The organism is Thermophilibacter gallinarum, assembly GCF_014982725.1.
In the GTDB taxonomy this organism is placed as follows: Bacteria; Actinomycetota; Coriobacteriia; order Coriobacteriales; family Atopobiaceae; genus Thermophilibacter; species Thermophilibacter gallinarum.
In genome coordinates this window covers 108,748-128,046 of record NZ_JADCJZ010000002.1, presented here as the reverse complement: position 1 = coordinate 128,046, position 19,299 = coordinate 108,748, and the positions used below count along the sequence as shown (strand labels likewise).

Here is a 19,299-nt window from a genome sequence, read left to right as displayed (position 1 = left end):
TACTTAACCAAGTGCGAGAAAAGTACCCAGACGATGAAAGAGGCCCAGATGATCGACAACATCCCCCAGGCGCTCGCGTGGGCCGCGCTTGGTTGCGGCTTCACCTGGCTCATGACCACTGCGGGCTCGGCCGTGGTGTTCTTCTTCCGCTCCGAGCGCAGGCTCATGCACCACATCTTCCTCGGATTCGCCGCGGGCGTCATGGTCGCGGCGAGCGTATGGTCGCTGCTCAACCCAGCAATCGAGCAGGCCGAGGGGCTCGGTGTCCCCGGCTGGCTGCCCGCGGCGGGAGGCTTCCTCCTGGGCGTGGCCTTCCTCATGGCGCTCGACACGTTCCTGCCGCACCTGCACGCGGGCGCCGACGAGCCCGAGGGCGTCCCCTCCGGCTGGAAGCGCACGACGCTGCTCGTCTCGGCCGTGACGCTGCACAACATCCCCGAGGGCATGTCCGTCGGCCTGCTCTTCGCCATGGCGGCGCAGACCGCGGGCGCAGCGGGGGAGGCCTACCTCGGCATGGCCGTGGCGCTCGCCGTGGGCATTGGCCTGCAGAACTTCCCGGAGGGCGCCGCCGTCGCGCTGCCGCTCGCGCGCGAGGGCATGAGCCGTCGCCGCGCGTTCGCCATGGGTAGCCTCTCCGGCATCGTGGAGCCGATCTTCGGCGTGCTCGTCGTCCTGGCCAGCGGCTGGATCGCCCCGTACATGCCCTGGCTCCTCGCCTTTGCCGCGGGTGCGATGGTCTACGTGGTGGTGGAGGAGCTCATTCCCGAGGCCCATCTCGGCGAGCACTCCAACGTGGGCACGCTCGGCTTCATCGCGGGCTTCGTCGTGATGATGGTCCTCGACGTTGCGCTGGGCTAGATAGTAAACCATATCTAACTTATGGAGAACCCGTGATATCCCACCTTTGTGATGGGATTTCAGCGATGGTTAACCTAAACTAACAATCGTGCCGAGAAGAACAGCGACTCGGAACCCCGGCACGACCCGTTTAACCCTGCCCGAGCGACGGACCCCTCTCCCCGTCGCGAACGGCGAACCTGAGCGCCGCCTGCCCACCCCCTCTACGGCAGGCGGCGCACCTTTTTCTCAGGCATAGACTCGACACAGAAAGGCCCGCCCCACTTGCTAAGCGGGAGTTTCGCGAAGCGCACTCCTGCGTGCAAGTGGGGCGGGCGTGCCCTTGCTGCTGGCGAAGGCTACTTGGCCTTGCCCTGGTTGGCGACGGCGTTGATCTTGGCCTCGATGGTGGCGGGGTCGCCGATGTAGTGCTTGTCGACGACGTTCCAGTCCTTGTCGAAGGTGTAGGCGCACGGCACACCGGTCGGGATGTTGACCTCGAGGATCTCCTCGGGGGTCAGCTTCTCGAACTGCATGACGAGGGCGCGCAGGCTGTTGCCGTGGGCGGCGATCAGCACGCGCTTGCCGGCCTCCATCTGCGGCTTGATCTCCTGCTCAAAGTACGGCCAGGCGCGGGCGATGGTGTCCTTGAGGCACTCGGTGTAGGGGAGGTCCTCCTTGGGCACGTCGCGGAACATCTCCTGGACGTGCGGGTCGCGCTCGTCGCCGGGCTCGAGGGCGGGCGGCTGGACGTCGAAGGAGCGACGCCAGATCTTGACCTGGTCCTCGCCGTGCTCGGCGGCGGCGTCGGCCTTGTTCAGGCCCTGGAGGGCACCGTAGTGACGCTCGTTGAGCTGCCAGGCCTTGTGGACGGGCAGCCAGTTGCGGTCGAGCTCGTCGAGTACGCAGTTGAGCGTGTGGATGGCGCGCTTGAGCAGAGAGGTGTAGCAGACGTCGAAGTCGAAGCCGGCCTCCTTGAGGGCCTTGCCGCCCGCGTGGGCCTCCTCGCGACCGGTGTCGGTGAGGTCGACGTCGGTCCAGCCGGTGAAGAGGTTGAGCTTGTTCCACTCGGACTCGCCGTGGCGGACGATGACGAGCTGCATGGTCTGGTCGTCGTTCATTGGAGACACGTCCCTTCTCGATGCGGAGTTTGTGCGGCGGGCGCCGCGCTACATATATAGTAGCCGCAACGGGTATAGTTGACCTTGGTTAACAAAAAAGTTTCGCACAGGAGGATGGCCCATGAGCGCCGTCGACCTTCTTGTTCTGGTGGTCGTTGCCGCACTGCTCGCCCTCGCGATCCGCTCCGTCGTCCGTTCTCGGAAGAACGGCTGCTCAAGCTGCGGGAGCAGGGAGGGCTGCTCGGCGCATGTCACGGGCTCGCCCTGCCCGGCGGCGCGCGACATGCTCAGAAACGTCGAGAAGCGCCTCGACAAATAGCCTGCAGGACGACGTGCCCGGAGCCTGTGCCAGGCAAAATGGACTCTCGTGCAACATTTGCCGTCCTCCTCAGACCAAAACCGCCCTTCGTGTAGCACGATTCTGCCTCCCCTTCTGAGAGCCGCGTCACGTAAGCCCAGTTGGCAGACAGAACGGTGTAGTGCTGGCGGGCTCAGATCGTAAAACCGTGTTGCACGAAGGGCCGTTTTGGTTTCGTCGAGCCCCGAATGTTGTACGAGGGGCCTTTTTGGAAAGCCCAACTCGATACCTCGCGTCGCGAACGCCGTCTCGCACGGATCGCCGCCGCCGTAACAGGTAACAGCGGCGAAACACTCATGTGAGAACCTTGCTCGGACTATGAATCTTCGCCGTCATCGGAGAGGAACGACTCATGAGCACCGAGAAAGACATCGACTTCGTCCTGCGCACCGTCGAGAAGCGCGACATCCGCTTCGTGCAGCTGTGGTTCACGGACGTCCTGGGCAACCTCAAGTGCTTCGCCATCTCGCCCGAGGAGCTCGAGGAGGCCTTCGAGGAGGGCATCGGCTTCGACGGCTCGGCCGTGGACGGCTTCGCCTCGCTCGAGGAGTCGGACATGCTCGCCTTCCCCGACCCCGCGACCTTCGCGCTGCTCCCGTGGCGCCCGAAGGAGTCGGGCGTGGCCCGCGTCTTCTGCGACGTCTCCATGCCCTCGCGCGAGCCCTTCGAGGGCGACCCGCGCCGCTGCCTCCGCAAGGTCTTCGCCCGCGCCGACGAGCAGGGCCTCGTCCCCAACGTCGGCCCCAAGATCGAGTACTTCTACTTCGACAACGACCTTGACCCCGTGCCGCTCGACACCGCCGGCTACTTCGACCTCACGCCGATGGACCGCGCCAACGACCTGCGCCGCCAGACTACGCTCACCCTCGAGAAGATGTCCATCCCGGTGCAGTACTCCTACCACGCCGCCGGCCCGTCCCAGAACGGCGTCGAGCTGCGCTTCACCGAGGCCGTGAGCTGCGCCGACAACATCATGACCGCCCGCCTGGTCATCAAGCAGGAGGCCGCCGGCCAGGGCATGTTCGCCTCGTTCATGCCCAAGCCCATCCCGAGCGCCCCGGGCTCGGCGATGTACCTCTACCAGTCGCTGCTCGACCACGACGGCGAGAACCTCTTCTGGGGCCCCAAGGAGCACCACCCCGCGCACCTCTCGGACCTGGCGCAGCACTACGTCGCCGGCATCCTCAAGTACGCCCCGGAGTTCACGCTGGTCACCAACCCGACCGTCAACTCCTACAAGCGCTTCGTCTCCACCGGCGAGGTTCCCACGCACGCCACGTGGGGCCGTAAGAACCGCTCCGCGCTCGTGCGCATCCCCACGCACAAACCCGGCAAGCACATCGCCACGCGCGTCGAGCTGCGCAGCCCCGACCCCACGGCCAACCCCTACCTGGCGCTCGCCGTGACCATCGCCGCCGGCCTCAAGGGCATCGAGGAGGGCCTGCCCATGCCGGAGGAGTCCACCTGCGACACCTTCGCCGCCTCCGACCGCGAGCTCGAGGCCAAGGGCATCCAGCGCCTGCCGCGCACCCTCGGCGAGGCCATCGACCGCTTCGAGTCCTCCGACCTCATGCGCGAGGTCCTCGGCGAGCACATCTTCACCTACTTCGTGCGCGAGAAGCGCCGCGAGTGGGAGGAGTTCTGCACGGCCGTGACCGACTGGGAGCGCGAGCACTACTACGGCGGCGTGTAGGCGCGGCCCGTCCGAAAAACGGCAAGATTCTCCGGGCTTTGGCCGCGGCCGTCCCGGAATCGGCGACCTTCTGCGTCGCAGGGCGAGTAACCCCGGGATTCCGGGACGCCCCGGCGGGAAGGTCGCCGCTTTTAGGACAACGTCGCGGGAACCCCGACGTTTCCGGGACATGTTCTTCTCGCCCGGCGGGAAACCCGGCGATTCCTGGACGGTGGCGGCGCCAAGGTGCGGAACCCCTCCGATTCCCGGACTTCTTGGTCGCGCGGGCGAGAAGGGCGGTGCCGGCGGCGTGTCCATTTTGTTAAGGAAGTTCGATATCGTGCGACGTGTGCGCAACTCAGGCGCACACTCTACTCTTGGCGACGGGCGGGGCGCGAGCCCTGACACGGGAAGACCCGTGCCTCCGTCGGGAAAGGGCGTGACCACGCGCCAAAGCAATGGGGGAAGGAACCCAGACATGAAGAGCATGACCAGAAGGAACTTTCTGACCGCCGCGGGCGCGCTCGCCGGCACGTTCGCCCTCGCCGGCTGCGGCGGCGGGCAGGCCGAGCAGGCGGCGGACGACGCCACCGAGGAGGCCGCCGACGGCGATCTCGGCCTCGTGACCGAGGGTTCCATCACCTTTGCCGTCTCGCCGGACTACCCGCCCTTCGAGAACCTCGTCGACGGCGAGTACGTGGGTCTGGACATGGACCTCGGCCGTGCCGTCGCCGAGCAGCTCGGCCTCGAGTGCGTCTACACCAACATCGACTTCGACGGCATCGTCCCGGCCATCGTCGCCGGCGGCCAGGCCGACGCGGGCCTCTCGGGCATCTCCATCACCCCCGACCGCGAGGACGAGGTCAACTTCACCACGCCCTACTACATCGACAACCAGGCCGTCGCGGTTCTCGCCGACAACGCCGACGTCACCGAGGACAACGCCGCCGAGGTGCTCAACAGCGCCGAGATGACCATCGCCGTCCAGAGCGGCTCCACCGGCGCCGACTTTGCCGCCGAGAACTTCCCCAACGCCGAGCAGCTCGCGTTCCCGCAGTTCACGGACGCCTTCGCCGCCGTCTCCGCCGGCCAGGCCAACGCCGTCTGCGGCAACCTCGCCGTCGTCGAGCAGATGCTCGCCGGCGCCTACACCGACCAGCACGTCGTGCTCACCTCCGCCACCGGCGAGGAGTACGCGATCTGCGTCAACAAGGACAACGAGGCCCTGCTCGCCGCCATCAACGAGGCCCTCGCCACGCTCCAGGAGGACGGCACGATCGACGAGCTCATCGCCGCGAACATGGGCTAAGCCGTAGAGCCGCATCAGGACATGATTGCCACGGCCCCTTCCCGCTTCTGCGAGGAGGGGCCGTCAGCGCATACGAAGCGAGGAAGCCACGTGAACATTCTCCCGTCTTGCACAGCCGGACGCCGCCGCGCCCCCGCGGTCTTTCTCGGCGTCCTGATCGTCGCGGTCGCGCTGCTCGGCGCCCTGGCGCTGCCCGTCGGGCGCGCCGACGCGATGGAGGTCGTGAAGTGCACCGGCCGGCCCAACTCCGAGGACGACCCCACGGCCATCATGGGCGCCACCGAGTCGCGCATCACCTTCGAGGCCAGCGTGGCCGAGGGCGAGGGCGTCTCGAGCCTCACCCTGCGCCTCCCCGAGGGGACCACCTTCGGCACCGACGACCTGGCGGTCACGCTGCTCACCGGCGACGACCTCATGACCAGGAACGAGCTCGACTACACCGAGTCCGTCGACGGCCAGGACCTCACGCTCGACTTCGCCGAGCCGATCATGCAGCAGGGCCACCTCAACATCCTCGTCTACGACGTGTTCTTCCCCACGGACGGCGGCGAGATGCAGGTCGAGGCCACCTACGAGCTGGCCGACGGCACCGAGGCGCAGATCGAGGGCATCCCGTCCATCCCCGTCGAGGGGATCTCGTTCACCGAGTCCCTCTCGCAGTGGCTCGAGGAGCAGCCCTGGATCCAGGCGTGGAACGCCAACCGGTTCCTCCACCTCTTCTTTGACCCCGCCCTGCTCGTGACCAGCTTCCCGGTGGTGCTCACCGGCTTCTTCACGTCCATCGCGATCGTTGCCGTGGCGTTCCCGCTGGCCATCCCGATGGGCCTTCTGCTCGCGCTCATGCGCATCTCCAAGCTGCGGCTTCTCCGCGGCATCGCGACCACCTACGTTAACATCGTCCGCGGCACGCCGCTGTTCCTGCAGATCTACGTGGCGTTCTTCGGCCTGCCGCTCGCCGGCATCCAGATCCCCAACTTCGTGCTGGGCGTCACGGTCATGTGCATGAACTCGGGTGCCTACATGTGCGAGATCTTCCGCGCGGGCATCCTCTCCATCAGCAAGGGCCAGACCGAGGCCGCCCGCTCGCTCGGCATGAACGGCGCCCAGACCATGTTCTACGTCATCCTGCCGCAGATGTTCCGCATCGTAATCCCCAACCTCACGAGCGAGTTCATCGTGCTCTACAAGGACACGTCGCTGCTCGCCGCCGTGGGCATCATGGAGCTCGTCATGTACGCGCGCACGATTGTGGCCTCCACTGGCTCGATCACGCCCTACATCGTGGCCGCCCTGTTCTACCTGGTGATCACGCTGCCGCTCTCCAAGGTGACGCGTCACCTGGAGGACCGCGTCCGCGGCCACCGCAGCCGCAAGCACGCCGTCGAGCTCGAGTCTGCCGACGAGAAGGGAGCCTCAGATGAGTGACGCCGCCACCGAGGCAGAGAAGAACGCCGCGCCCGTCGCCGCCGACGCGACCGACGAGCCCATCCTGCGCATCGTCGACCTGCACAAGAGCTTCGGCGAGACCGTGGTCCTGCGGGGCATCGACGTCGACATCTACCGCGGCGAGGTCGTGGTGGTGCTCGGGCCTTCCGGCTCCGGCAAGTCGACGATGCTGCGCTGCCTGAACCGCCTCGAGGAGCCCACGAGCGGCAAGATCATCTTCGAGGGCCAGGACATCACCGACCCCAAGACCGACGTCAACGACGTCCGCAAGCGCATGGGCATGGTGTTCCAGCAGTTCAACCTGTTCCCGCACCTCGACGCCCTGCACAACGTGATGCTCGCCCAGCAGAAGGTGCTCGGCCGCTCCGCCGAGGAGGCCGAGAAGGTCGCCCGCGAGCGGCTCGCCCGCGTCGGTCTCGCCGAGCGCGCCGACTACTATCCCGACGAGCTCTCCGGCGGCCAGCAGCAGCGCGTGGCCATCGCGCGCGCCCTTGCCATGGAGCCGCACGTCATGCTCTTCGACGAGGCCACGAGTGCGCTTGACCCGGAGCTCGTGCGCGGCGTCCTCGACGTCATGCGCGAGCTCGCCGAGCAGGGCATGACGATGGTCGTCGTGACCCACGAGATGGGCTTCGCCCGCGACGTCGCCGACCGCGTGATCTTCATGGAGGGGGGCTACGTGGTGGAGGAGGGCACCCCCGAGCAGCTCTTCGAGCACCCTAAGAGCCCCCGCACCGCCGAGTTCCTCGGCAGCATCGACTAACCAACCTGTTGGGCTGCCCGGGCGTTCCTCCAGGAAGTGCGCTGCGCGGAACTTCCTTCCGGAACGCCCGGGCAGCCGACGGGTCGTCCGATGTTCCGGAGAGAAGTTCCGCGAAGCGCACTTCTCGGAGGAACATCGGACGACCTGCTCGCGTGTGGCGGCTGGGAACGATGTGGTAACATGCACCCATTCATGCTGATGCTTTGGGAGGGGCCTCAGGATGCACCACAAGAACATCCTGCTCATTTCTGCTACGACGCGCCTGCACGACCGCATGCGCGAGCTCTCGCATGAGATCGACGTCTCCATCGCGCTCGCGAACGAGGAGACCTTCCCGCAGGCCGTGTCCTCCGGTCACGAGTTCGACCTCGTCATTCTCGACGGCGAGGGCATGAGCCAGGACCTTCTCAACGCCGTGGACTCCTTCGTGGCGGAGAACGGCTTCGTGCCCATGCTCCTGGTCCAGGACCCGGACAAGCTCGCTACCCTCCACATGCCCACGCAGGGCAACAACGACTTCATCCTCTCCACTGCCGGCGCGGCCGAGTTCGAGCTGCGCTGCACGCTGCTTCTGTGGCCGGGCGAGGAGAGCGCGCCGGCGGACATCGTCACGATCGACAACATGACGATCAACCTCGCCACCTACCAGGTCTACATCGACGAGCAGCCCGTTGACCTCACGCTCATGGAGTACTCGCTGCTCTCCTTCCTCGCCACGCATCCGAGCCGCGCCTACTCGCGCGAGACGCTGCTGCACCGCGTCTGGGGCTTCGAGTACTGCGGCGGTACCCGCACGGTGGACGTCCACATCCGTCGTGTCCGCTCCAAGGTGGGCCCGCAGGTGGCCAGTCACATCGTCACCATCCGCGGCGTCGGCTACCTCTTCCGCATCTAGGGAACGCGGGACTCGGGTCGCCCAAATTCGCGCTTGCATTTCTCGGGCGACTCCCGTATAGTTACTCCTTGCGTCGCGGGCTTAGCGCAGTTGGTAGCGCGCAACCTTGCCAAGGTTGAGGTCGCGGGTTCGAACCCCGTAGCCCGCTCCAGAAACTCTCGAGGGCCGGTCTCTGACCGGCCCTTTTGCTATGCTTGTCGAGCACGAGGTCCCGTCGTCGAGGAGTCGCTGGGCACATGTTCCTCTCCCTCATATTCGTGGCGTTTCTCTTTGCCGTGATCCAGGGGTTCGTGCGCGTGGTCGTCTTCTTCTGGGAGTGGCTCTCGCGCGGCGACCGCCTGGGCGAGGAGCGCGTCGAGCGCGCCGAGAACGCCCTGGAGGAGTCCGAGGACGTCCTCGAGCGCGAGCTCGCCCGCGCGGAGCGCCGCCGCGGCCTGGGCAGGCTCTTCGCCCGCTGGCACGCGTCCAACGAGGCCGTCGACGAGTACCTCGACCACCTGCACCTCGGCTGGTACCAGGTCGTCATCATCTTCTTCCTCGGCTCGATGGCGGGCCTTTTGATCGAGGAGGTCTGGATGCTCGCCACCTCGGGCCTCACCGAGAACCGCGTCGGGCTCGTCTGGGGGCCCTTCTCGCCGCTCTACGGCCTCGGGGCGGTGGCCCTCACGGTGCTCAGCTTCGCCCTGCGCTCGCGCGGCGCCGCCGGCTGGCAGGTGTTTCTCGTCTCCGCCCTGGTGGGCGGCGTGCTCGAGCAGCTCGCCGGCTGGTCCATGTCCGCGTTCTTCGACGCCGAGTCCTGGACCTACCTCCACCTGCCCGACCACATCACGCAATGGGTGGCATGGCGCTTCCTGCTCATGTGGGGCCTGCTCGGGCTCGTGTGGTGTCGTGCCGTCATGCCGCGGCTGCTCTACCAGATCGGAATGCCCACCACGCGCCGCCAGGCGATCTTCGTGACGCTCGTGGCGCTGTACCTGGTGGCCGACGTTGCCATGACGCTCGTGTGCTTCGACCGCAAGGCCGAGCGCGACGCGGGCGAGCCGCCCGCCAACGCCTTCGAGCAGTGGGTCGACACCAACTACTCCGACGAGTTCATCGCCGGGCGCTTCCAGAACCTCAAGATCGGCGGGGAGCGCGACCTGGTGGACGAGGACGGCAACATCGTGCTGGACGAGAGCGGGGACGCGGTGAGCAGGGGGAGTGAGGCCCGATGACGCACGGCGAGAAGAACGAGGCGCCCATGCGCGAGGTCTACCTCGACTACGCCGCGGCGACGCCGGTTGACCCGGAGGTCGCCGAGGCCATGCTGCCGTACCTCACGGAGCGCTTCTGGAACCCGTCGGCGCCCTACGCGCGCGCCCGCGAGGTGCGCGACGACGTGGAGCGGGCCCGCGGCACGGTCGCGCGCCTGATCGGCGCCCGTCCCGACTGCCTCACGTTCACCGCCGGGGCGACCGAGGCCAACAACCTCGCCTTCGCGGCGGTCGAGGGTCACGTGGTGGTGGACGCCATCGAGCACGAGAGCGTGCTCGCCTGCGCCGGGACGCACGCGCGCCGCACGGTGCGCGTGGGCGCGGACGGCATCGTCGACGCCGCGGCGGTGGCGCGCGCCATCCGTCCGGATACGGAGCTTGTCTCCGTGGAGCTCGCCAACGGCGAGATCGGCTGCGTGCAGCCCGTGCGGGAGATCTCCCGCGTGGTGGCGACCGAGCGGGCGCGCCGGCTCGAGGCGGGGGAGGATACCCCCATCTACCTGCATTCGGACGCCTCGCAGGCGGCGGGCGCGCTCTCGGTGAACGTCGCCACGCTGGGCGTGGACCTGCTCACGCTCTCCGCCGCCAAGATCTACGGGCCCAAGCAGGTGGGCGTGCTCTGGGCCTCCGAGGACGTGCGGCTGCGACCGCTCGTCTACGGCGGCGGCCAGGAGGGCGGCGTGCGCTCGGGTACGGAGAACGTGGCCGGCGTCGTGGGCTTCGCGCGGGCGCTCGAGCTCGCGTGCGAGCGGCGCGGGGAGGAAGGCCGCAGGCTCGCGGGTCTGCGCGAGCGCCTGCGGGAGGGTCTTCTCGCCCGTGTCCCGTCGATGGTGGTCACGGGCCCCAAGAGCCCCAAGCGGAGGCTGCCGGGCCTCCTGCACGTGTCCTTCGCCGGTGTGGAGGCACGCCGGCTGGTGATCGCGCTCGAGCGCGCGGGCGTCTCGGTGGGCACTGGGTCGGCCTGCGCGGCGAGCCGCATGCGCGTCTCGCACGTGCTCGAGGCCATTGGCATGCCACGCGAGCTGGCCGAGGGCAGCCTGCGCCTCACGCTGGGCCGCGGCACCACCGAGGAGGACGTCGACTACGCCGTGGAAGCCATCGCGGACGCCGTGCGGGCGGAGATGGCGCGCGTGGGCACGGACGCCGCCGCCATGGCGGCGCTCGCCGGCGGATGGGGGCGCCGCTGATGGCGCGCGTCTTCTGCGGCCTCTCCGGCGGGGTCGACTCCGCGCTGGCGGCGGCGCTGCTCGTCGAGGCGGGCCACGACGTCACGGCGGTCTACATGCGCAACTGGTCGCGCGACCTGCCGGGCTTCAAGTGTCCGTGGGCGCGTGAGCTCGCGGACGCGGAGCGCGTGGCGGTGACGCTGGGGATCGACCTGGAGGTCTGGGACTGCGAGGCCGAGTACAAGGCCACGGTCGTGGACTACCTCGTGGACGCCTACGCACACGGCTACACGCCCAACCCCGACGTCATGTGCAACCAGACCGTGAAGTTCGGGACGTTCCTGGAGCGGGCGCTCGCGGCTGGCGCCGACTTCGTGGCAACGGGTCACTACGGACGCGTGGAGCGCGGAGAGGGCGGACGCGTGCGTCTGCTGCGCGCGCTCGACGAGCACAAGGACCAGACGTACTTCCTGTGGCGTGTGAGCGAGGACGCTCTCGCGCGAACGCTCCTGCCGGTGGGCGAGATACGCGACAAGGCCGAGGTGCGCCGCATGTGCGCCGAGCGCGGCCTCGGGGTGGAGAACAAGCCCGACTCCGACGGCATCTGCTTCGTGGGACCGGTCGGCATCAGGGCTTTTCTCCTCGACTCGCTGGAGCGTCGCGCCGGCGACGTGGTGGAGTGGGAGACCGGGCGGGTGCTCGGCCGCCACGACGGGGCGTTCCTCTTCACGGTGGGGCAGCGGCGCGGCCTGGACCTGGGCGGCGGCCCCGCGCGCTACGTCGTGGACACGGACGTCGAGAAGAACGTCGTGTACGTGACGGCGGACCATGACAGCCCGGCGCTCTTCATGCGCGAGATTGCGCTCGACGACACGTGCTGGATCTCAGGCGAGGCGCCGGAGAGCGGTCGCTACCTCGTGCGCACGCGCCACACGGGCGAGCTGTGCGAGGCGGAGCTCGACGGCTGCGTGTTGCGCTTCGGAGAACCCGTGCGCCGCGTGGCCCCCGGCCAGTCAGCCGTGCTCTACGATGGGGTTCGCTGCCTCGGCGGCGGCATCGTGCAGAAGTGAGACAAGTGAACCCGTCCCCTTTGTCTCACGCGGAGGAGGAGCCATGTCGATAGAGAGAGCCCGTGCGCATCTCGCGCAGTTCAGCGCCGACGCGCGCATCCGCGAGTTCGAGGATTCGAGCGCCACGGTGGAGCTCGCCGCGGCCGCCGTGGGCACGGAGCCCGCGCGCATCGCCAAGACGCTGAGCTTCATGGTGGGGGAGACGCCCACGCTCATCCTCTTCGCCGGCGACGCCCGCGTCAACAACCAGGCGTTCAAGGCGACGTTCCACACCAAGCCCAAGATGCTCTCCGCCGACCAGGCCGAACAGCTCATCGGTCACGCCGTCGGCGGCGTCTGCCCCTTCGGCGTCGAGCCCGGGGTCGAGGTCTTCCTCGACGAGTCCCTGCGTCGCTTCGAGACGGTCTGGCCCGCCGCCGGCAGCTCCAACTCCGCAATCGAGCTCACCCTCGACGAGCTCGAGCGCTTCTCCGGGGCGCGCGGCTGGGTGGACGTGGCCAAGGGCTGGAGAGACGAAGAATTGCCGTAGACTTGCCGCTCGCGGGCGCCGGGCGGACGTTCTTCTCGCCGACGCGTTACACTTAGCTGACTGGACCGATTGCGTACGCGACGGGAGCGCACGTGGCAGCAGACGAGAAGAGCCCCAAGGAGGCGAAGAAGGCGGCGGCCAAGAAGGTCCCGCTGAAGGTCTCCGCCGTGCGCTCGGTCTCGCCCGAGGACAGCGCCGCCGACAAGAAGTCGCTCGGCCAGGTCCGCAAGACGTTCATCTTCCTCGGCTTCGTCGCCATCGCCTATGCGGCCTACCTGGTCTTCTCCGGACAGGTCGACGAGTTCGTGACGTCGCTCGCCGGCGTGGACCTCGCCTGGATCGCCGCGGGCGTCGTCTGCTTCCTGTTCTACTACGTCTTCGGCGTGCTCGCCTACGCGCTCTCGATCATCGCCGACCCCGACAACCCGGTGGGCCTGCGCGACCTCATGAGCGTCGAGGCCTCCGGCGTCTTCTTCATGCGCCTGACGCCCAACAGCGCCGGTGCCCCGCCCGCCCAGATCTACCGCCTCACGCGTGCCGGCCTCTCGGTGGGCGAGGCGAGCGCCCTCAACTTCACGCGCACGGTGCTCTACGAGGCCGGCGAGGGCGTCTTCGCCGCGATCATGCTCGTCTTCTGCGGCGGCTACTTCTACGAGACCTTCGGCGACGTCACGCTGGTCGGCCTCTTCCTCTTTGGCTTCAAGGTGGTGCAGGTGGGCGCGATGCTCTTCCTGTGCCTGTTCCCCAAGCCGGTCGTGGCGATCGGCAACTGGGCGCTGCGCTTCGCCAACCGCCGCGGCTGGCTCAAGGACGAGAAGTACGAGCAATGGTATGAGATGGTCAACACGCAGGTGGTCAAGTTCTCGGCCACCTTCAAGCGCTCGGCCAAGAACGTCCGCGAGATGCTGCTGACGATGGCGGTGACCCTGCTGCAGCTCGGCTGCATGTACGCGCTGCCCTGGTTCGTGCTGCGCTCCTTCGGCGAGCCGGCCGACTTCCTGATCTGCCTCGCCTCGGGCTCCATGCTGGAGCTGCTGATCAACGCGGTCCCGCTGCCGGGCGGCGCGGGCGGCGCCGAGGTCGGCTTCGCGATCCTCTTCCGCGGCATGTACGGCGTCCACACCACGGCGGGCTTCGTCATCTGGCGTGCCGTGGAGTACTTGCTGCCGGTCCTCATCGCCGCCCCGTGCATGGGCATGCGCTCCAAGAGCGACGAGAGCCTCAACAAACGCTGGAGGCGCGTCCGCAAGCGCATCAAGGGGTTCGTCACCGGGCGCGGCTCCGGCAAGCGCGCGGCGTCGCGCGGCGGCGTCACCGTGAAGCCCAAGGCCAAGAAGGTCGTCGTGTCCGGCGCGGGCGCCAAGAAGGGCGGCTCCGGCGTCCAGGCGCGCATCGCCGCCGGCAAGGCCGCCGCGGCGGCCAAGAAGGAGGCTGCCGAGAAGGACGGCGCGGCCGGAGCGTAGACGGCCGCCGTGCGCCCCGGGGTGTCCCGGAATCGCTGGGGGTTCCCGATCTTCGCCGACGGCGCGTCCCGGAAAAGGGGACCTTCCCGCCAGACGGCGATCGTGCGTCCCGGAATCGCCGGGGTTCCCGCCGGATGGCGCGGATGCGTCCCGGAATCGCCGACCTTCTCGCCCCCGGGCGCTCCTCCGCGCGGGAAGGGCCCCATTTCTGGGACGAGAAGAGCGGGCCGTCGGGGAACCTTGCCGATTCCGGGATGGCGACCAGGCTCGCCCGGAGAACCCCGCCGATTCCGGGACGGCGGTTTCGGGAGCGACAAAAGTATCCGAAATTGGGGCTTGCGCTCCGGGCGGGTTCCTTGCTAAGATATCCCTCGCGCTGCGGTCCCCAGCAGTGCACCACATAAGGGCGTTTAGCTCAGGGGGAGAGCGCTTCCCTGACACGGAAGAGGTCACAAGTTCAAATCTTGTAACGCCCACCACGAATGACGCAGGTCAGAGGCTATGGTCTCTGACCTGCTTTTCTATGTGAAGGAGACTGTTTTCGGGCGCTCCGCTTCCAGCAAGTCATGTCGTCACATCCGGCCCCTTCCCGTGTGTAGTAGGTGAAGGGGAAGGCAGCTGCGACCCCGAAGAGCCACCATACAAACCACGAGAGGAGGCCGCCTATGACAGGACCGCGCAACGCACCCGACCGCGACCCCGAGCGGCTCGTGCGCGACTACGCCGACCTCGTCCTGCGCGTGTGCTACACCTACCTGCGCTCGACGGCCGATGCCGAGGACGTCTGCCAGGACACGCTCGTGAAGCTGCTCCTGCATGACGAGCCGTTCCACGACCCCGGTCACGAGCGCGCCTGGGTCATACGCGTGGCGGCAAACGCCTGCAGGAACCTGCTGCGCGACCGCGGCGCGCACCCGGCAGTGGGGCTCGACGACGTGCCGGAGCCTGCGGCGCCACAGGCGTCCGGAGAGGACGCGCACCGGCATCGCGACGAGCGTGTGCTCGCGGCCGTGATGGCGCTCCCACTCCCGCAGCGCGAGGCAGTCTACCTGCACTACTACGAGGGCTACCCCACGCGCGAGGTCGCACGGATTGTCGGCGCCACCGACGACGCCGTGCGCCAGCGCCTGAGCCGCGCCCGCGCGATCCTCAGAGACGACCTGAAGGGAGACTACGATGACGTCCCCGCTTGATTCCTACACCCGCTCGATGGATGGCCTGCACTTCTCCGACGAGGCCAAGGCCCGCATGGCCGAGGGCCTGCGTGCCGCCGCTGCCGCAAAGGGCGCCGAGAAGAACGTTCAGCCCAAAGCCCCCGCGGAGGTCCTGATCATGTCTGAGCGCCGTCCCGGTCGTCGCCACACGCGCCGCTGGGCGCGCGTCGCCGCCGGGCTCGCGATCGCCCTTGTGCTGGGCGGGGGCACCACCGTTGCCGCGGCGGCGGGCGTGCTGCCCAACCCTGCCGACGTGCTCTCGGACGTCTTCGGCGGTGCGCCCGCCCAGACTGAGCTCCTGAACGAGGTCGGCCGGCCGATCGGTGCGAGCGCGACCTCGAACGGCGTCACCGTGACGGCCGAGGCCGTGGTGGGCGACCGGTCGAACTACACCGTCGTGTACGACGTCGAGTTCGACGACCCCTCTGTGCTCGAGGATATTGAGCCCGGCGAGGACGGCACGCTGCCGCTCGTGGCCGACGCCACATGCTACATCGACGGCGTCAACGGCGGTGGCGGCGGAGCCCGGTTTTACGATGCCGACCCGGGTGACGGCACCATCCAGTACGCTGAGACCATGGGCTTTTCCACCTGGAACGACGCCGGCATCATTGGGCGCACCATGCGCTTCTGGATGAGCGAGATCAGGGCCTACGATGCCGAGGGGGGATACGAGACCCTGGCGACCGGTGACTGGCACCTCAAGTTCGAGATGAACTACGTGGACACCACCGTCGACCTGCCGGCAGGCCAGAAGACCACCTGGCAGGGCGCGGACGTCACAATCGACGCCGTGGCGGTGTCCTCCGTCGGCGTCACGGTCGACTACACGATCGACCGGCAGATAGATGACCTTGGCCCCTCGGGTCAGTTGAGCGACGAGGCCGAGGCAAAGATGGAGGCGGTCACCGGCCTGCCCGTCACCGTGACCTTCGCGGACGGCACCACGTTCGACGCGACCAACGCCAACACGCACGCGCAGGAGCAGAATGACGGCACGAGCGCCGTCACCAAGACGGTGACCTACGACCGCATCATCGCCGCGGGCGACATCGTGAGCGTGACGGTGGGCGACGTGGAGATCCCCGTGAGCGCCGCGTAGAGTCCGTCCCGATTGAGCCCGAGGTAGCAGGGTTTGTGTCCGGCCCCCTTTCTAGAATGGGTACACCTGTTCTAGTAAAGGGGGTCGGACGTGATGACGAGGCTCGGCGGCACCTGCGGCATACCGCGCTACGACCGCCGGGTCTACGTCAAGGTGAGCTGCGCGGTGGACTCCACGGGCGCCGTGCGACCGACGGAGATCGACTGGGACGGCACGCGGCGCTTCCCGGTGCTCTCGTGCGGCGCGCAGCAGGAGTGGGGCCGCTGGGAGAGCGGCAGCGTCGTCAAGGGGTGGCGCGTCGAGGTGGCACCGAACGTCTGGCGCACGCTCTGGTGGGAGCGCGGGCGCTTCTTCGTGGAGCGCCGCGACGCCAACGGCGAGTAGCCTTACCTCAGCTTGCTCGCGAACTCGAGGTAGGTGATCTGCGCCAGGTCGTCGTAGGCCTGGGGGAGCCCCGCCTCGTCGTCGGTAGTGACCCACGCGCCGTCGGCGAGCTCCATGCCCAGAAGGCTCAGCGCGGGCAGCTCCTCGCGGATGGCGAGCTGCGCCTTCTGGTAGTCCGTGAGTGGCGCGCCGATCAGGTCCGCCGCCAGGGCGCCGAGGTAGGCCGGGCTCGCGTCGCTCTTCTCGCCGTCCTGCGCTCGCCCGGCGACGTCGTAGTTCGCCCAGACGAGGTAGGTGGAGCGGTAGGTCTCGACGGCTGCCTCGGAGTCGCCGGCCGCGTCCCCGCCGCCGGTGCCGCCGCCGACCGCGTTGCCGTTCTCGTCGTAGACCTGCTCGCCGCTCACGGCGGCGTTCAGGATCGTGGAGAGCGCGGGCTGGTGGTCGCCGAAGAAGACCACGACCACGGGGCGGTCGAGCTCGGAGAGCTCGCCGAGGAACTCCTCGAGCGCGCGGTCGGACTCGTCGACGCAGGCAAGGTACTCGGAGAGGCGCGCGTTGTCGTAGTCGCTCATGCCGTCGACGTGGTACTGCTCGACGTCGCCCAGGTTGTTCTGGTCGTAGCCGGAGTGGTTCTGCATGGTCACGTCGAAGATGAACTGCGGCTCGTCGCTGCCCTCGAGAAGCTCCAGACACTTGTCGTAGGTAGCCGCGTCCGAGACGCCGCTGTGGTAGGTCTCCGCGCCGGCGAAGTCGTCGATGTCGAGGAACTCGTCGAAGCCGAGCGCCTCGTAGACGCGGTCGCGGTTCCAGTTGGTGGCGTAGTTGGGGTGCATCGCGGTGGTCTGGTAGCCGAGCTCGGAGAACTGGCGCGCGAGGCTCGGGGACGCGGAGAGGTCGTAGAGGGAGTAGGGGTACTTGCCGTCGCCGACGTAGGCGAGCGGGACGCCGGTGAGGAACTCGAACTCGGTGTTGCAGGTGCCGCCGCCGAGGACCGACACCGCGAGGCTGCCCTGTGCGAGCGTGTCGTCGAGCGAGTTCACGAACGACGGGCCGTCGTAGCCCCAGGAGACGCCGTCGAGCTCGGAGAGGTCGGCGAAGGACTCGTTCATGATGCAGACGACGCTGGGACGCTCCTCGTCGAACTGCGCCTCGGACGCCTGGCGCGCCTCGGAGGCGCCCTCGCCCTCGTCGTAGGACTCGACGTAGGAGGCCTCGAGCTCCTCGGCACCCTCGTCGTCGTAGCCCTCGGGCACGTCGATCGGCAGGTCCTGCGCGACGGCGACGAACGAGGTGATGAAGCCCTGCCGGCGGTAGTAGTCGAGGGAGTACCAGTACTTCATCTGGACGCCCAGGTCGTCGAAGTAGCTCGGCACGGTGACGCAGGCGACGAGCGCGGCGAGAAGCGCGACGGCGCCGCCGAGGTTGGTCGCGACGCGACGAGCGCGGGAGGTCGCCGGCGCCGGCGTGACGAGCGAGCCCACGGCGGCGGTGAGCAGCACGGCGGCAAGGCCCAGCACCACGCCGCCCCCGACGGCGTAGGTGTAGCTGCCGCTCACGGCGGCCGCGGTGCCCAGGACGAAGAGGTCGTTCGGCAGGATCGCCGCAGACTTGAAGCTCGCGACAAAGAACTGCGCGAGGCCGATCAGGAAGCAGAGTACGACGCCCACGACCATGCCCGCGCCGCGGCGCTGGAAAAGGAGGTGGAGCGCGCCGAGGGCGAGCAGGATCAGCAGGCACTGGAGCAGCGCGTACTGGGGAGCCATCCAGAGCACGCCGTAGTTGTACGGGAGCTCGACGGCCAGGTGCCCGAGCAGCGTGCAGGCGAGAAGAGCGGCCACGGTGAAGAGGGCGTGGGCGCTCGCCTGCGTCCGGTTGTGCGCCTCGATCCAGGCCATGGCGGCGGCGCGGACCCGGTCGCGACGGAGCATGACCCAGGACGCGGCCAGCGCGGCGGCGACAAGGACGAGCGGCTCGATCGGCCATCCCTGGTAGAGCCCGAGCAGGCACAGGACGGCGAGCGCGGCGAGCGTCAGCAGCGGGACCGCGAGCCAGCAGAGCTGACCGGCGGTGGGACGCCCCTCGGAACGCGAGGTGCGGACAGTGAGGACGACGATCGCGGCGATGCCGGCGACCAGGGGAAGGGCCATGATGGTAGAGAGCATCGGTGTCTTTCCATGACGCGGGGTTTACAAAGCGCCCATGATACAGGCCTCGTGTCAAAAACTTGTGCAGGCACGCTGTCCGGCGGCTGATAGGATGGGGGCATGGAGAAGAACGGGCTCACATATCGAGACTATGCCGCGTTCGCGCGCATGGGTGCGGACCAGATCGCGCGCGACTGCGAGGCGCAGACCTTCCACGCCTCGGGACCGGGGGGCCAGGGCGTGAACACGGCCGACTCCGCCGTCCGCATGCGCCACGTTCCCACCGGCATCGTGGTGGTGTCGCGCGAGGAGCGAAGCCAGCTGCGCAACCGAGAGCGCTGCGTCGAGAAGATCCTCGAGATCTGCCGCCGTCGCGCCCGGCCGCCAAGGCCGCGCAAGAAGACGCACGTCCCGGCCGCGCAGAAGCGCCGACGCCTGGAGTCCAAGCGCGCCCGCGGCAAGGTCAAGCAGCTCCGCCGCCGCGTGGACGAGGAGTAGCCCCGCTTTTCCGCTTTGAGGAGTAAGTAAGAAAATTGCCGCAGCCGCTGCGCCCTTTTGCCGTTGATGGGTAGG

General features: G+C 68.2%; 17 protein-coding genes, 2 tRNA genes and 1 pseudogene. 18 read left to right on the top strand and 2 right to left on the bottom strand.

Annotated elements, in window-relative coordinates:
* The first annotated feature begins 48 nt into the window (after positions 1-48).
* Positions 49-858 (top strand): ZIP family metal transporter, encoded by an 810-nt coding sequence (locus tag INF26_RS04535; RefSeq protein ID WP_193529544.1) that lies wholly within the window; start codon positions 49-51, stop codon positions 856-858.
* A 338-nt stretch (positions 859-1,196) separates the two neighbouring features.
* Here the strand turns inward: INF26_RS04535 and gpmA are convergent, their stop codons facing one another.
* Complete coding sequence (gene gpmA, locus INF26_RS04530) at positions 1,197-1,958, bottom strand: 2,3-diphosphoglycerate-dependent phosphoglycerate mutase (RefSeq protein ID WP_087226237.1); 762 nt, start codon at positions 1,956-1,958, stop codon at positions 1,197-1,199.
* Between the two features lie 121 nt (positions 1,959-2,079).
* Here gpmA and INF26_RS04525 point away from each other — a divergent pair, with 121 nt between their 5' ends.
* The 16 genes from INF26_RS04525 to INF26_RS04450 all read left to right on the top strand — a co-directional run bounded on the left by INF26_RS04525 (position 2,080) and on the right by INF26_RS04450 (position 16,582).
* Positions 2,080-2,277, top strand: coding sequence for a FeoB-associated Cys-rich membrane protein (locus tag INF26_RS04525; RefSeq protein ID WP_193529543.1), 198 nt, complete (start codon positions 2,080-2,082; stop codon positions 2,275-2,277).
* A 391-nt stretch (positions 2,278-2,668) separates the two neighbouring features.
* The gene (locus tag INF26_RS04520) at positions 2,669-4,009 is read left to right on the top strand and encodes a glutamine synthetase family protein (RefSeq protein WP_193529542.1); all 1,341 of its coding nucleotides are present in this window, start codon (positions 2,669-2,671) and stop codon (positions 4,007-4,009) included.
* A gap of 457 nt (positions 4,010-4,466) precedes the next feature.
* Complete coding sequence (locus INF26_RS04515) at positions 4,467-5,297, top strand: ABC transporter substrate-binding protein (RefSeq protein WP_226371894.1); 831 nt, start codon at positions 4,467-4,469, stop codon at positions 5,295-5,297.
* Positions 5,298-5,387: 90 nt separating this feature from the next.
* The gene (locus INF26_RS04510; protein WP_332307308.1) at positions 5,388-6,722 is read left to right on the top strand and encodes an amino acid ABC transporter permease; all 1,335 of its coding nucleotides are present in this window, start codon (positions 5,388-5,390) and stop codon (positions 6,720-6,722) included.
* Complete coding sequence (locus INF26_RS04505; protein WP_226371893.1) at positions 6,715-7,506, top strand: amino acid ABC transporter ATP-binding protein; 792 nt, start codon at positions 6,715-6,717, stop codon at positions 7,504-7,506. The genes INF26_RS04510 and INF26_RS04505 overlap by 8 nt, the downstream gene beginning before the upstream one ends.
* Positions 7,507-7,726: 220 nt before the next feature.
* Positions 7,727-8,401, top strand: a complete 675-nt coding sequence (locus INF26_RS04500; protein WP_193529540.1) for a response regulator transcription factor — start codon at positions 7,727-7,729, stop codon at positions 8,399-8,401.
* A gap of 75 nt (positions 8,402-8,476) precedes the next feature.
* Positions 8,477-8,552 (top strand) — tRNA-Gly (locus tag INF26_RS04495).
* An 85-nt stretch (positions 8,553-8,637) separates the two neighbouring features.
* Positions 8,638-9,615, top strand: coding sequence for a putative ABC transporter permease (locus tag INF26_RS04490; protein ID WP_193529539.1), 978 nt, complete (start codon positions 8,638-8,640; stop codon positions 9,613-9,615).
* Complete coding sequence (locus tag INF26_RS04485) at positions 9,612-10,841, top strand: cysteine desulfurase family protein (protein WP_193529538.1); 1,230 nt, start codon at positions 9,612-9,614, stop codon at positions 10,839-10,841. Before INF26_RS04490 ends, INF26_RS04485 begins: the two co-directional genes overlap by 4 nt.
* Positions 10,841-11,890, top strand: coding sequence for a tRNA 2-thiouridine(34) synthase MnmA (gene mnmA / locus INF26_RS04480; RefSeq protein WP_193529537.1), 1,050 nt, complete (start codon positions 10,841-10,843; stop codon positions 11,888-11,890). Before INF26_RS04485 ends, mnmA begins: the two co-directional genes overlap by 1 nt.
* 43 nt (positions 11,891-11,933) lie before the next feature.
* Positions 11,934-12,419 (top strand): YbaK/EbsC family protein, encoded by a 486-nt coding sequence (locus INF26_RS04475; protein ID WP_193529536.1) that lies wholly within the window; start codon positions 11,934-11,936, stop codon positions 12,417-12,419.
* Between the two features lie 92 nt (positions 12,420-12,511).
* Positions 12,512-13,882, top strand: coding sequence for a lysylphosphatidylglycerol synthase transmembrane domain-containing protein (locus tag INF26_RS04470; RefSeq protein ID WP_332307307.1), 1,371 nt, complete (start codon positions 12,512-12,514; stop codon positions 13,880-13,882).
* A 404-nt stretch (positions 13,883-14,286) separates the two neighbouring features.
* A tRNA-Val gene (locus INF26_RS04465) sits at positions 14,287-14,361 on the top strand.
* Positions 14,362-14,547: 186 nt separating this feature from the next.
* Positions 14,548-15,075, top strand: a complete 528-nt coding sequence (locus INF26_RS04460; RefSeq protein WP_193529535.1) for an RNA polymerase sigma factor — start codon at positions 14,548-14,550, stop codon at positions 15,073-15,075.
* Positions 15,059-16,198, top strand: a complete 1,140-nt coding sequence (locus INF26_RS04455) for a DUF4179 domain-containing protein (RefSeq protein WP_193529534.1) — start codon at positions 15,059-15,061, stop codon at positions 16,196-16,198. Before INF26_RS04460 ends, INF26_RS04455 begins: the two co-directional genes overlap by 17 nt.
* Before the next feature lie 90 nt (positions 16,199-16,288).
* On the top strand, positions 16,289-16,582 hold the full coding sequence (locus INF26_RS04450) for a hypothetical protein (protein WP_143803101.1): 294 nt from the start codon (positions 16,289-16,291) through the stop codon (positions 16,580-16,582).
* A 2-nt stretch (positions 16,583-16,584) separates the two neighbouring features.
* Here the strand turns inward: INF26_RS04450 and INF26_RS04445 are convergent, their stop codons facing one another.
* The gene (locus INF26_RS04445) at positions 16,585-18,744 is read right to left on the bottom strand and encodes an LTA synthase family protein (RefSeq protein WP_193529533.1); all 2,160 of its coding nucleotides are present in this window, start codon (positions 18,742-18,744) and stop codon (positions 16,585-16,587) included.
* Between the two features lie 189 nt (positions 18,745-18,933).
* On the opposite strand from INF26_RS04445, the pseudogene INF26_RS04440 reads away from it, so the two are divergent.
* A pseudogene (locus INF26_RS04440) lies at positions 18,934-19,224 on the top strand (peptide chain release factor-like protein); the annotation flags it as partial.
* Positions 19,225-19,299: the final 75 nt, after the last annotated feature.